This is a genomic window from Aromatoleum evansii, assembly GCF_045689615.1.
Classification (GTDB): domain Bacteria; phylum Pseudomonadota; class Gammaproteobacteria; order Burkholderiales; family Rhodocyclaceae; genus Aromatoleum; species Aromatoleum evansii.
Genome location: NZ_CP141259.1, coordinates 2285998 through 2298688, shown reverse-complemented (window position 1 = coordinate 2298688; position 12691 = coordinate 2285998). Strand labels below are relative to the sequence as shown.

General features: G+C 64.2%; 9 protein-coding genes. 4 read left to right on the top strand and 5 right to left on the bottom strand.

What is annotated here, in order from left to right; genetic code table 11:
- Positions 1-81: 81 nt before the first annotated feature.
- The 5 genes from U5817_RS10720 to dctP all read right to left on the bottom strand — a co-directional run bounded on the left by U5817_RS10720 (position 82) and on the right by dctP (position 5695).
- Positions 82-1059: a dipeptidase gene (locus U5817_RS10720; RefSeq protein WP_407280720.1), complete on the bottom strand. Its 978-nt coding sequence runs from the start codon at positions 1057-1059 to the stop codon at positions 82-84.
- A gap of 268 nt (positions 1060-1327) precedes the next feature.
- The gene (locus U5817_RS10715; protein ID WP_407280719.1) at positions 1328-2497 is read right to left on the bottom strand and encodes a GlxA family transcriptional regulator; all 1170 of its coding nucleotides are present in this window, start codon (positions 2495-2497) and stop codon (positions 1328-1330) included.
- A 300-nt stretch (positions 2498-2797) separates the two neighbouring features.
- Positions 2798-4093 carry a TRAP transporter large permease gene (locus tag U5817_RS10710; protein WP_407280718.1) on the bottom strand — a complete coding sequence of 432 codons (1296 nt, stop codon included), beginning with the start codon at positions 4091-4093 and terminating at the stop codon, positions 2798-2800.
- Entirely contained in the window at positions 4081-4626 is a 546-nt protein-coding gene (locus U5817_RS10705; RefSeq protein WP_246262238.1) for a TRAP transporter small permease, read from the bottom strand. The genes U5817_RS10710 and U5817_RS10705 overlap by 13 nt, the downstream gene beginning before the upstream one ends.
- A 67-nt stretch (positions 4627-4693) precedes the next feature.
- Positions 4694-5695 (bottom strand): TRAP transporter substrate-binding protein DctP, encoded by a 1002-nt coding sequence (gene dctP / locus U5817_RS10700; protein WP_407280717.1) that lies wholly within the window; start codon positions 5693-5695, stop codon positions 4694-4696.
- A 396-nt stretch (positions 5696-6091) separates the two neighbouring features.
- Between dctP and U5817_RS10695 the strand changes: the two genes are divergently transcribed.
- The 4 genes from U5817_RS10695 (at position 6092) to U5817_RS10680 (ending at position 12691) form a co-directional block, all read left to right on the top strand.
- On the top strand, positions 6092-7369 hold the full coding sequence (locus U5817_RS10695; RefSeq protein ID WP_169127990.1) for an MFS transporter: 1278 nt from the start codon (positions 6092-6094) through the stop codon (positions 7367-7369).
- A 332-nt stretch (positions 7370-7701) separates the two neighbouring features.
- Entirely contained in the window at positions 7702-8925 is a 1224-nt protein-coding gene (locus tag U5817_RS10690; RefSeq protein WP_169127991.1) for a hypothetical protein, read from the top strand.
- Between the two features lie 403 nt (positions 8926-9328).
- Positions 9329-10882, top strand: a complete 1554-nt coding sequence (locus tag U5817_RS10685) for a BCCT family transporter (protein WP_169127993.1) — start codon at positions 9329-9331, stop codon at positions 10880-10882.
- A gap of 246 nt (positions 10883-11128) precedes the next feature.
- Positions 11129-12691: a trimethylamine methyltransferase family protein gene (locus U5817_RS10680; protein ID WP_169127995.1), complete on the top strand. Its 1563-nt coding sequence runs from the start codon at positions 11129-11131 to the stop codon at positions 12689-12691.

Here is a 12691-nt window from a genome sequence, read left to right as displayed (position 1 = left end):
ACGCCGGAAACCCATCCCCATCCCTAGCCCTTCCCCTTGAAAGGGAAGGGAACGTCGTGCGGGGCTATGCCCCGGAAAACATCAAGCGCCCCAGACGTCGCGCAGCACGCGCACCCAGTTCTCGCCCATCACCTTGCGTACGACACGCTCCGGCATGCCGCGCTTGAGCAGTGTTTCGGTCAGGTTCGGGAATTCACCGACGGTACGGATGCCCAGCGGATTGACGATCTTTCCGAAGTTGGTGAGGCGGCGGGCGTAGCCTTTGTCGTGCGTGAGCCACTCGAAGAAGTCCTTGTCGTGCCCCTGCGTGAAATCGGTGCCGATGCCGATCGCATCCTCGCCGACGATGTCCATCACGTACTCGATCGCCTCGGCGTAGTCGTCGATGGTCGAGTCGATGCCCTTCTTTAGGAAGGGCGCGAACATCGTCACGCCGACGAAGCCGCCGTGATCGGCGATGAACTTCAGTTCGGCGTCGGACTTGTTGCGCGGATGTTCCTTGAGGCCGGACGGCAGGCAGTGCGAATAGCAGACCGGCTTCTTCGATTCGAGGATGACTTCCTCGGAGGTCTTCGCGCCGACGTGCGAGAGGTCGCACATTATGCCGACGCGGTTCATCTCGGCGACGACCTCGCGGCCGAAGCCGGACAGCCCGCCGTCACGCTCGTAGCAGCCGGTGCCGACGAGGTTCTGCGTGTTGTAGCACATCTGCACAATGCCCACGCCGAGCTTCTTGAAGATCTCGACGTAGCCCAGCTTGTCCTCGAACGCGTGCGCGTTCTGGAAGCCGAGGATGATGCCGGTCTTGTTGGCTTCCTTCGCCGCGGCGATGTCGGCCGTCGTGCGCACCGGCATCACGAGATCGGTGCTCTCCGCCATCAGGCGATTGACCATGACGATGTTGTCGACGGTCGCCTGGAAGCCTTCCCACACCGACACGGTGCAATTCGCCGCGGTCAGGCCGCCCCGGCGCATGTCCTCGAACAGATGCCTGTTCCACTTCGCAATGATCAGCCCGTCGATGACAACGGCACTGTCGTGAACTTCCTTCGCATTCATTCGCAGCTCCTCGGCAAGCGCTATTCGTGGGGATGAGAATAGCGTTCTCGCCGGGAGACCTATCGCACGGGAAGCGACGGGCACGAGTCAAAATGCGTCATTTTGGTGCGAACCGCGACAAGCCCTGCGCGCTGCACGTGTATAGCGGTTCGATCACGCAATGAAACCGGCTTCGAGATGCCCAAAAAAGAATCCGCCCGGAACCAGAAAGGTTCCGGGCGGATTGGACACGTGAAGCTTCAGACGCCGGCGCGGAGGCGTCGTCCTGTCAGCACACGGCGCGACGCGGCGCGCGCGTGAGGCTTCCGTAGGTCGCCTCGCCGCGGGCAGCCATCAGCGCCAGTTCGGCGGTCGACGCGGGCAGGACGACGTCCGGCAGGTCGGCGCTCTCGTCGGCGATAAAGATCTCGCGCCGCCCGCGCGCGCCGCGCGGCACGGGCTCGATGGTCCGCTCGCTGCTCGGCGGAACACCGAAAAACCCGCGGTAGCACTTCGAGAAATGCGGCGTCGAGACGAATCCGCAGGCCGTGGCGACCTCGATGATCATCATAGAGGTCTGCCGCAGCAGCTGGCGGGCGCGGTTGATCCGGATCGTCAGGTAATAACGGGACGGTGAACAATTCAGGTGCCTGAGGAAGAGGCGCTCCAGCTGCCGCCGCGAGATGCCCGCGATGGCCGCGAGATCCTCCAGCTCGAGAGGTTCCTCGATGTTGGCTTCCATCAAGGCGACGATCTCGAGCAGTTTCGGCTGCGAGGTCCCCAGCACGTGGCGCAGGGGAATGCGCTGCTGCTCCTGATCGTTGCGGATGCGCTCGCACATGAACATCTCGGAGATGGCCCCCATCAGTTCGCGCCCGTGCTGCTTGCCGATCAGGTTCAGCATCATGTCGAGTGGCGCGGTCCCGCCCGATGCGGTCAGGCGGTTCGCCTCGATGGTGAAGAGGCGGTTCGTCACCAGCACTTTCGGGAAAGCTTCCTGCAATCCCGAAATGCATTCCCAGTGAATGCTTGCGCGGTAGCCGTCAAGCAGCCCGGCCTGCGCCAGCGCCCAGGTTCCCGTGCATACGCCGCCGATCAGTGCGCCGCGGCGCGCCTGGGCCTGCAGGAAGCTCAGGTGCGATTTGCGGATCGCCTGCTGCTGGGCGACTCCGCCGCACACGATCACAATGTCCAGATCGTGCGCATCGTCCATCGGTGCATCAGGGAGAATGCGCTGGCCGTCGCTGGCGCGCACCGGGTCACCGTTCTCGCTGAGCGTGAACCACTGGTAATGCTCTTCCCCGCTCAAGTGATTGGCCATGCGCAAGGGCTCGATGGCCGACGAATGCGCAATGAGCGTGAAATTGTCGAGCAGCAGGAAACCGATACGGGTCGGCCTGGCGACGACACCCGGCTCCGTCGGCCTCCCAGCCGCGGCGCGATTGCGTTCGTACATCATTACCCCTCCTCCACAGGCACCCCTGGGTGCCACGCAGGCCGGTCTTTCTGCCGGCCTTGTCGTTTGAATAGTCCTCGTGCACCACGCGGTGCCGCGGGACCCCTGAACGCTATTCCCAAAGTCTTAGGAAGAAACTGTTCCGGAGGGCGCGCCGCACCGTTTGCCGCGTCGTTTCCGACGAACAAATAGTGACACTCCCAGCAGGGCTAATCAACAGCGGAGGGGCTCTCGTCTTGTCTCCTTACGACGGGCGTTTTCCCAAACGCGACATCGCACCATTGCTGCACCGCACTTCGCGACTCACAGGAAGCCGAGCAGCCTCGGCAACGCGAGCGACAGCTCCGGCACAAAGGTCGTAACGACCATCACCGGCAAGGCCACGAACAGCATCAGCGCGATTGCGGGCGCGATCGTGCGATGGATTTCCGCCTTCCCGATACGGCACGCCATGTAGAGGATGGGCGCCACCGGCGGGCTATTCGCCCCGATCACCACCGAGCACGCGACGATGGACGCGAAATGCACCGGATGCATGCCGGTTTCCATCATCAGCGGCAGGAACAGCGGCGCGATGACGACGGTCACGGACACATCGTCGATGATCATGCCGGCGAGGATCAGCACGAGGTTGACGGTCACGAGGATCAGCAGCGGATTGCTCACCAGCGAGGTCACCCATTCCGTGAGGTCCTGCGGGATTCCTTCGGACGCAAGGATTCGCCCGATCATGAAGCTGAAGAGCAGGATCAGGATCACCGTGCCGGTCGTCTCGGCGGCCGCGACCAGGTTGTGCGCGAAGCCCTTCGCCGTCAGGTCGCGGTAGAAGAAGAAACCCACGATCATCGCGCAGAAGGCCGCGACCGCCGCTGCCTCGGTCGGCGTGAAGATCCCGCCGTAGATCCCGCCGAGGATCATCAGCGGCAGCGACAGGGCCGGCAGCGCGCTCAGCGTCGCGCGGCCCTTCGACACCCGCTCCTGCCCGTCCGCGGCAGCCGCGAAGCTCTCGTGGAACAGCCGCCCGACGCTGAAGCGGTTGGCGACGATCAGGCCGATGATCAGCAGGATCGCCGGCCCGATGGACGCCGCGAAACAGGCCGCCACCGACTGGCGGGTGACCACCGCGAACAGGATCATCGTGATCGACGGCGGGATCAGGATGCCGAGCAGGGACGAGATGCCGAGCAGCGCCGACGAATAATGACGCGGGTATCCACGTTGCTCCAGCGGACCGATCATGATCGTGCCGATCGACGCCACCGCGGCCGTCGCCGTCCCGGCGATCGCGCCGAAGATGCCGGACGCCAGCACCATCGAGGCTCCCATGCCGCCGCGCCGCTTCCCGACCATCACTTCGATGAACTCGACGAGCCGCCTCGCTATACCCCCGCCCTGCATCAGGTAGCCGGTGAGCACGAACAGGGGCAGCGCGATCAGGATCACCGAATCGAGCGAGCGGTAGCCCTGCATCATGATCGTGTCGATATTGACGTCGTAGGCGGACACGAGATACGCCAGCACGCCGGCGAACGACCATGCGACCGGCACGCCGAGGACCATCATCACGAGCAGCAGCCCGATTGCGATCAAGCCTTCCATGACAGCGCCTCCTCGGAGCGGATTGCGGTACGTGCGCGTGCGGACGAGAGGGCCAAGCCCGCCAGTACGATGTCGCGCAGCGCATAAAGACCACTGCCGACAGCAGCGACCAGGATCGCCGACTGCGGGATCCATAGCGGAATACCCATGCCCGGCGTCGTCTGCGGATGATCGAAGCTCCATTGCAGCATGCGCCATGCGAGCAGCGTGAAGAACGCGGTGGCCGCGAAGGTGATCACGCCGACCAGGATCCTGTGCGCCTCGCGCGCCCACCCGTCGCCGAACTTCTGCGCGAAGAAGTCGACGACCAGGTGCTCCTTGCGCCGACTGGCGATCAGCGCGCCCAGCATGTACAGCCACATGCCGCACATCATGATCACTTCGAGCAGACCGACGATGGACCAGCCGAAGAGATAGCGCCCCGCGACGAGCAGCAGCATCAGTCCGACCACCAGCACGCTGGCGACGAACGCCGCGGCATCGAGCAACCAGGCCGCGCTCTTTCCGAGCGCGGCAATCACTCTCATTGTCATTTTTTCATCCCGTCCAACGGAAACCAGCCCGGATCAGCGGGCTGGTCGGGTTTCAAGCAGGCACGTATCAGAGTGGCGAGGCGTTGCTGCGGATCGTCTTGACGATCTCCGCCCCGATTTCCTTCTCCATCAGCGGCCACACCTTCTCGCGCGCCGCCTTCCCCAGCACGGCCAGTTCGGCAGGCGACGGCTCGATGTACTTGATCCCAGCCTCGACGGCCTTCTTCACGTAGAACTCGTCCTGTGCCTTCGCGGCCTTGAACTGGTCGTTCATGATCTCCAGCGAGGCCTCGCTGACCACCTTCTGCTGCTCGGCCGAAAGCTTGTCCCAGGCCTTGTGGTTCATGCTCAGCACGCCCGTCATGAAGAAGTGCTTGGTGCGGACGTAGGTCTTGACGATGTCGCGGAAGTACTCGTAATCCCAGAAGATCACATTGCCGGCCTCGCCATCGACGACCCCGGTCTGCATCGCGGTATAGACCTCGCCCCAATCGATCGCGGCGGTCTGGTAGCCGAGCGCCTGCATCGTCTGCGGCGCCGGGAACACCGTCATCGTGCGCACCTTGATGTTCTTGGCGTCGCCGATCGTCAGCGCGTGGCTGCCACGCGTGGCGACGCCGTTGAAGCCTTCCGGCCAGGGGCCGAAGAACTTCAGGCCGATGTCCTTGTAGATGCCGCCGAGCAGGTTATTCACCCAGCCGCCGGGGCTGTAGGCCTTCAGCGCGTCGTCCCACGAAGTGGTCATGTAGGGCGTGTAGATCACGCCGATGCGCTTGTCGTAGGAGGTCATCGGCCAGTTGAGCATCAGCTGCACGTCGCCCGCGACGTGCAGGTCGAACACCTCCTGCTGCCCCCCGAGCTCGTTCTGGTAGAACACCTTCACCTTGATGTCCCCCTTCGACTTCTGCTCGATCAGGTCGGCCCATTTCTTCAGCGCGTTGCCGGCGGGAGAGCCCTTGGCGCCCGAATCGGTGGCCATCTTCAGCGTCGTCGCCGCGTGCGCGAGCGGGGTGAACAGACACGTCGTTGCCGCCACAGCGAGCAGCAGGCTCCGCAGCTTGAATCTCATCGTCATTTCCTTGGTCTCCTCGGTTTTTCGGTGCGCAGGCATCTCCGCTACCCTGCCCGCATCCGCGAGCAACCTTCCGGGCAGCAGGGTCATGCCCCGAGGTCATAAAACAGCACAGCGCGCGACCGGCGCAATACGTCGATCGCAAACAGTACCGACGGAGGTCGCTTCGGGAACACAAGTGGTCGCCGGCTTGTTCCTGTGCGACATCCGGGACCGGCAGGAGCACCCCGACGGAGCGCGCGCACCGGAATCGTGCGCGATGGGGTCGTTTCACCTTGCCCTCGCTCCCTTCGCATGGCACCTTTCACATCCGAAGAACCTCTCGGCCCGCCGGATCGGTCCGCCCTCCAGCCTCCGCCCCCGGCATACCGTCCGCGGCGCCGCGCCAAGAAAATGCTTGCACACACCCTTCCGATCGCCACACTGATGAGCGGCGTAGCCCTGCTGCTGATCGGCAACGGCCTGCTCGGCACCCTCGTGGCCGTCCGCGGCAACGACGCCGGATTCACGGATGCCTTCCTCGGCCTTCTCGGCTCGGGCTACTTCGCCGGCTACCTCGTCGGCAGCCTCCTCGCGCGTCCCTTCATCCAGCGCGTCGGCCACATCCGCGCGTTCGCCTTCTTCGCGGTGGGCATCGCGGGCGTCGCGCTGCTGCACGGCCTGTTCGTATCGCCCATCGTGTGGGTCGCGCTGCGGGTGCTCGCAGGCGCGGCCATCGTCGCGCTGTACATGCTGATCGAGAGCTGGCTCAACGACCAGACACCCCAGGCACTGCGCGGGCGCATCTTCGCGATCTACATGGTCGTGAACCAGCTCTCGCTCGCCGCCGCGCAGCAACTCCTGCGCTTCGATTCCGCCGACGGACTGGCCCTGTTCATGGCCTCGGCGCTGTTCGTGTGCCTCGCGGTGATGCCGGTCACCTCGACCCGGCTGACGCAGCCGACCCCGCATCGCGCGGCCTCGTATCCCTTGCTGCGCATCGTCCGCGAGATCCCCGTCGCAGCGGCGGGCGCCTTCTTCACGGGCACCGCGCTCGGGGCGTTCTGGAGCATGGGCCCGGTCTACGCCGCGCGCGCGGGTGCCGGCGAACAATGGGTTCCCCTGTTCATGAGCGCAGGCATCCTGGGTGGCGCGCTGCTGCAATGGCCGCTCGGCGTGCTCTCCGACCGCATCGACCGCCGCAAGGCCCTGGCGATCGCCGCCGCACTCGCCACCGTCTCCGCCCTGCCCCTGCTCGTGCCCGGTCTCGGCCAGGGCGTTGCGGTCGCGGCCATCGCGCTCTTCGGCGGCTTCGGCTTCGCGATCTACCCGATGGCCGTGGCCCACCTGGTCGACCACCTCCCCGCAGACAACATCGTCGCCGGATCGAGCGCCGTGCTCCTGCTGCACGGTATCGGCGCGGCCATCGGGCCGATGGCCGTCGGCCTGGCAATGGGCTGGATCGGCTCGTCGGCGCTACCGCTGTACTTGATCGTCGTGCACGCGCTGCTCGCGCTCGTCGCCTGGACGGCGGCCCGTCGGCAACCGGACGAGATCCTCGAACATGCCCACTTCGTGCCGATGATGCGGACCTCGGCCACCGTGCTCGAGATCATGCCCACGCCCGAACACCCTGCGAAGCCCGGCACGCAGGACTCTGCCGCGCCCACTCCTCGCCCCGGGGAAACCTGAGCGCGCTGCCCGGAATTCCACCGCGGCGCAGCAATGTTCCCTTTGCGACCTTCGCGATTCTTCCTGCGCCGCATCTATTGAAGCCGATCCGGCACTGCTGTTTCATCTGACCGCACCCGGACGCAATCGGGCAATTCAATTCACCCCGTCTTGTCGCGTCCCGATTCGCCCGGGTTGCGTGCACTGATTCGACACGGAAATTCGATCGAGCCCGCCATCGGCGTAACCGGGAAAAGACGCCGATAAAAACCGGGAGGTATTCCCTCGCGTGCTTGCTCGAGATCAATTGAAAAATACATAAAAAAATCACCATCAAGGAAGGAGATAGGTCAATGAAGTTTCTCAAGCGTGCGAGGTCAGCGCCCCTTGCAGTGGCGGGCGCCTGCCTGTTCATGTCGGCATCGGCGGCGGTTGCCCAGGTTGCCGAATCCCCGCTGAAATTCGACGGTGCCGTGCGGATCAGGGCCGAGCACCTGGACTGGAATCCGGATCGAAAAGGGACGCTCGAATTCGACACGATCCGTCTCGGCTACACCTACGACGACGGCCGCTTCATTTCGTCGGGCCGCCAGCGTTATTACCATTACTCGACCCGTCAGACGGGCGCCGACGAAGGCGCCAGCATCCTGATGAACGAATACCTGTGGGCGGGCATGCGCTTCCAGGACAAGAGCGAAATCCGCGTCGGCCAGGATCTCGTGCCCTTCGGCCTGGTGCGCTACGCGTCGCACAACTTCTTCGAATCCATGGCGTACTACGCCGGCTTCGAGGACACCTTCGCGCTCGGCGTGAAGTACCTGCGCAAGGACGGCGGCTTGAGCACGATGCTGGGCTTCTTCCCGTCCGACGGGGGCCACATGCTGGGCGCGGCCGACAACATGTCGGTGCTCGACGGCTATGATTCGCTGCGCTTCAGCAACCACCTGATGAAGACCTACGGGCGGGAAGAGCGCAATACCTTCGTCGGCCGTCTCGCCTACGACTTCGAATTCGGCGGCGGCAAATCGGAATTCGGCGTTTCCGCGATGACGGGCCAGCTCGCGGCAACAGCGTCCGAATTGTCCAGCGGCCGGCGCAATGCGCAGGCGATCCATTACTCGGGCGAATTCGGCAATTTCGGCGTCAAGCTCCAGACCATCCGCTATCGCAACAGCTTCTCCGGCAATGGTTCGGTCGACGGCAACTGGTGGTCCGCGTGCGACAACGACTGCGTGATCATCGGCTCCTACGGCTTCACCAACCGCATGGCGGCGAAAGGCAATATCGACGTCGTGAGCCTGAGCTACAAGATTCCCGGTTCCATCGGGCCTTTCAGCAATTTCCGCGTCTATAACGACTGGAGCCAACTGCGCAAATCCGCCTCGGGCTATTCGCGCAGCGTGCAGAACGTGACCGGCGTGGAATTCGGCAGCGGTGGCTGGTGGATCATGCTCGACTACGCCTACGGCAAGAATCAGCCCTACCTCTCGCCGGTGTTCGGCGATGCCCTGGCGGCCGGCGGAAGCTCCAACACCTCCGGAAGGCGTTTCAACGCCAGTATCGGCTACTACTTCTGATCACGCCCGAGCGGCCGGAGAACGGGCCGGCAGTGCGGAAACGGGCTCACGTCCGTTTCCGCATGTTCGTTCGCCCCCGGAACGCGATGGCCCAAATCGGCGATCGCTCCATCCGCGGCCGAACGGTGCCACGTGCGTCTCCCCGCTAGAATTGAAACGACTGCCGCGTGAATTGCAGCGGCTATTTCTCGGCACCCCAAATTGGTGCGTATTCGCCCCATCTTGTCGCGCTTTTTTCACTGCGCCCACAATGACCATTTTTGACTGCATCCGGTCGTGGACTGACAAGTGCCGGCGAATCCCAGCACCAACAATATGCCTGCATTTGGGGGAGTACGTATTTCTCCGGGAAACAAATATTAACCGGCGAACCGCAACTACCGAGATCTGAGGAGATAACTACATGAGCGTCAGTCATAGCCTGGCCCTGGAGCCAGGCATCGACAACAAGCAGTTATGGGGCATGGATTTTCATAATCCCGTGTTCCCGATTTCCGCCGGTTTTACCCTGCTCTTCATCCTTTACGCACTGTTCGATCCGGCGACGGCGAGCGCCCAGATGGTCGCCGCACGGACGTGGGCGATCGAACATTTCGACTGGCTGTTCATGTTTGCCGGCAACGCGTTCGTGCTGTTCTGCTTCGCGCTGATCCTGCTGCCGGTCGGCAAGGTCAGGCTCGGGGGGGCCACGGCACGGCCCGAGTACTCGACCATGTCGTGGTTCGCGATGCTGTTCGCCGCGGGCATGGGGATCGGACTGATGTTCTGGAGCGTCGCCGAACCCGTTGCCTATTACACGGACTGGTACGGCACCCCCCTCAACGCGCCGGCGAGAACGCCGGAAGGCGCGAGCGCAGCGATGGGCGCCACCATGTTCCACTGGGGCCTGCACCCGTGGGCAATCTATGCCGTCGTGGCGGTCGCGATCGGCTTCTTCACGTTCAACATGGGATTGCCGCTGTCGCTGCGGGCCGCGTTCTTCCCGCTGCTCGGCAACAAGGTGCGCGGCTGGCCCGGCCACCTCATCGACATTCTCGCAGTGCTGGCGACCATATTCGGGCTCGCCACCTCGCTCGGACTCGGTGCGACTCAGGCAGCCAGCGGTCTTAATTTCCTGACCGGAGCCGAAAATTCGATCGACCTGCAGATCTGGATCATCGTCGTCGTGAGCTGCATCACCGTGCTGTCCGTGTGGCGCGGGATCGACGGAGGCGTGAAGCTCCTCAGCAATATCAACATGGTCCTGGCGACCACCCTGATGGTGTTCGTCGCCTTCGCGGGCGGCATCGTCGCGTATTTCGGCTGGCTCGGCACCACGGCCTCCGACTACGCCTCACATCTGTTCCAGCTATCGAACTGGATCGGTCGTGAGGACGACAAGTGGCTCCACGGATGGACGGTCTTCTACTGGGCCTGGTGGATCTCCTGGTCGCCCTTCGTGGGGATCTTCATTGCGCGCATCTCCAAGGGCCGCACGGTCCGTGCGATGGTGACCGCGGTCCTCATCGTCCCGACCCTGGTCACCTTGCTCTGGATGACCGCTTTCGGCGGTAACGCGCTGGCGCAGACGACCGGGGGAATCGGCGAACTGGCCAAGGGAATCAGCGACGTGTCACTGCCCCTTTTCCAGATGCTCGCGAACATGCCCTTGAGCTCGGTCACCTCCCTGCTTGCGGTGATGCTCGTTCTGGTGTTCTTCGTGACCTCTGCGGATTCCGGGGCACTGGTGATCGACTGCATCACGGCCGGCGGAAAGGTCGATGCTCCGCGCCGGCAGAAGGTGCTCTGGGCCTGCCTCGTCGGCGTCATCGCCGCGATCCTGCTGTCGGCGGGCGGAACCGATGCGCTCAACGCCTTGCAAGCCGGAGCCGTCACCGCCGGCCTGCCCTTCACCGTCGTGTTGCTAGTGATGCTGATCGGCCTTTACAAGGCACTGCACGAGTGCCACTACGCCTGAGTGCAAACGGCCGTCGAACCGACGGCTGTTCTTCGTGACGGGTGCGGCAGGCAGCCGCGGCCGTCACGAATCAGGCTATCGCGGCAGGCGCGCGCCGCCATCCCCTGAGCCGCCATCTCCCGAACTGCCGGCCCCGTCTGGCGCAAATCGCTAATCGCGGGTCGCTTCGTGCCATGTCAGCACACCCTGTCCCTCCGCATACTGGCAGCGTGATGTGTTCCGAACAACATGATGGAGAGCGAGACAATGAGTACCACCGAAACCCGCCGGCGCGGCGGTCGCAGCGGAAGCGAGGCGCGCCGGGCGGCCCGGTCACGCGGGCAAGGGATGAGCGTCCCGTACGTCACCCGCAAGGTTCCCTTCTATGAAGTGCTCAACGAGGAAGGGCTCGCGATCATCGAGCACAACGCCGACACCATCCTGGAGGAGATCGGCATCGACTTCCGCGACGACGCGGAGGCACTGCAGATCTGGCGCGACGCGGGGGCCGACGTGCAGGGCGAGCGGGTGCGCATGCCGCGCGGCATGTGCCGCAAGCTGATCCAGGAGAACGCACCGCGCGAATTCACTCAGATCGCACGCAACCCCGAACGCAGCGTGCGCATCGGCGGCCCCAACACGGTCTTCGTGCCCGCCTATGGCTGCCCCTTCATCCACAACCTCGACGACGGGCGTCGCTACGGCACCATCGAGGACTTCCGCAACTTCGTCAAGCTCGCCTACCTGTCGCCCAGCCTCCATCACTCCGGGGGCACGATCTGCGAGCCGGTCGACCTGCCGGTCAACAAGCGGCATTTCGACATGGTCTACAGCCACATGAAGTACTCGGACAAGTGCTTCATGGGCTCCGTCACCCACCCCGAGCGCGCGCAGGACACGGTCGAGATGGCCAGGATCCTGTTCGGCGACCAGTGGATCGACCCGGAGACAGGCAAGCCGCGCACCGCCGTGATCAACCTGATCAACGCCAATTCGCCGATGACCTTCGACGATACGATGCTCGGCGCGGCCAAGGTCTACGCCCGCAACAACCAGGCCTGCGTGGTCACCCCGTTCATCCTCGCCGGCGCAATGTCGCCGGTAACCGTCGCCGGCACTGCCGCGCAGACGCTCGCCGAAGCGATGGCCGGCATGGCCTTCGTCCAGCTCGTCAACCCGGGCGCACCGGTGGTGTTCGGCAGCTTCGCAAGTTCGATGTCGATGCAATCGGGCGCACCGACCTTCGGCACGCCCGAACCCGCCCTGGTGCTGTACGTGATGGCGAACCTCGCGCGCCGCCTCGGCGTGCCCTTCCGTTCCGGAGGCTCGCTGACCGCCTCGAAGATTCCCGACGCGCAGGCGGCATCCGAGAGCGCCAACACGCTGCTGCCGACCGCGCTGGCCGGCGTGAACTTCGCGCTGCACACCGCGGGCTGGCTCGAAGGCGGCCTCGCGATGGGCTACGAGAAGTTCATCATGGACGCCGACCAGGCCGGCATGATGCAGACCCTGATGGGTGGCGTCGATCTCTCGGAGAACGGCCAGGCGATGGATGCGATCCGCGAAGTCGGTCCGGGCAAGCACTTCCTCGGCTGCGCCCATACCCAGGCGAACTTCGAGAATGCCTTCTACCGCTCGCCCATTGCCGACAACAACAGCTTCGAGCAATGGGACGCCGAGGGCCGCCTCGACATGGCACAGCGCGCCAACGCACGCTGGAAGAAGATGCTCGCCGAGTACGAGGCGCCCGAACTGGATCCCGCCGTCGACGAGGAACTGCAGGCCTACATGCGCCGACGCAAGGAGTCCTTCCCGGACTCGAACACCTGA

What these genes read in the sequence shown, in the direction of transcription:
- U5817_RS10720 (WP_407280720.1), bottom strand. Translation starts at nt 1,059, where the DNA reads ATGAATGCGAAGGAAGTTCACGACAGTGCCGTTGTCATCGACGGGCTG.
- U5817_RS10715 (WP_407280719.1), bottom strand. Translation starts at nt 2,497, where the DNA reads ATGATGTACGAACGCAATCGCGCCGCGGCTGGGAGGCCGACGGAGCCG.
- U5817_RS10710 (WP_407280718.1), bottom strand. Translation starts at nt 4,093, where the DNA reads ATGGAAGGCTTGATCGCAATCGGGCTGCTGCTCGTGATGATGGTCCTC.
- U5817_RS10705 (WP_246262238.1), bottom strand. Translation starts at nt 4,626, where the DNA reads ATGACAATGAGAGTGATTGCCGCGCTCGGAAAGAGCGCGGCCTGGTTG.
- dctP (WP_407280717.1), bottom strand. Translation starts at nt 5,695, where the DNA reads ATGAGATTCAAGCTGCGGAGCCTGCTGCTCGCTGTGGCGGCAACGACG.
- U5817_RS10695 (WP_169127990.1), top strand. Translation starts at nt 6,092, where the DNA reads ATGCTTGCACACACCCTTCCGATCGCCACACTGATGAGCGGCGTAGCC.
- U5817_RS10690 (WP_169127991.1), top strand. Translation starts at nt 7,702, where the DNA reads ATGAAGTTTCTCAAGCGTGCGAGGTCAGCGCCCCTTGCAGTGGCGGGC.
- U5817_RS10685 (WP_169127993.1), top strand. Translation starts at nt 9,329, where the DNA reads ATGAGCGTCAGTCATAGCCTGGCCCTGGAGCCAGGCATCGACAACAAG.
- U5817_RS10680 (WP_169127995.1), top strand. Translation starts at nt 11,129, where the DNA reads ATGAGTACCACCGAAACCCGCCGGCGCGGCGGTCGCAGCGGAAGCGAG.